Here is a 420-nt window from a genome sequence, read left to right as displayed (position 1 = left end):
CTCCTCCATGGTGAGCACGAAGCACAAGGCTGTGATCGGGCCCACTCCGGCGATTTGCCGCAGCTTCGCAGTCTGCGGATATTTTTCCCGCGAGGTCGCCTCGATCTGGCGGTCGTATTCCTTGACCGACGCGTTGAGCCCGTCGAGTGCAGCCAGAGCGGGGGCCACCCTCGAGAGGATCTCCGGATGCTCGCACAGAGCCTTCCGTGCATAGTTTGCAAACGCTGCCGAGTTAGGAGACTTGAGCCTTATGCCCAGGCTCTTGAGGGTGAAACGGATCGACGTGACAATGTCCACCCTCTGTCTGACAAGTGTGTCCCTGAGTTTGATCAGCACCAAATCTTGCTGGGCTTGCTCGGAGCCGTGCTTGACCGGGTGAAGCAGTTCGGGGTCCACCCTGGCGAGCTTGGCCAGCATCCT

1 protein-coding gene is annotated in these 420 nt (G+C 60.0%); it reads right to left on the bottom strand.

Going from position 1 to position 420, the window contains the following annotated elements:
- Positions 1-420 (bottom strand): transposase (locus JO972_RS16760; protein WP_484549428.1); only part of this gene is annotated, 420 nt, incomplete at both ends.

This window comes from Oceaniferula flava (assembly GCF_016811075.1).
GTDB classification, from domain to species: Bacteria; Verrucomicrobiota; Verrucomicrobiia; order Verrucomicrobiales; family Akkermansiaceae; genus Oceaniferula; species Oceaniferula flava.
The sequence above is the reverse complement of the archived record's forward strand: the minus strand, read 5'-3'. Positions and strand labels throughout refer to the sequence as shown.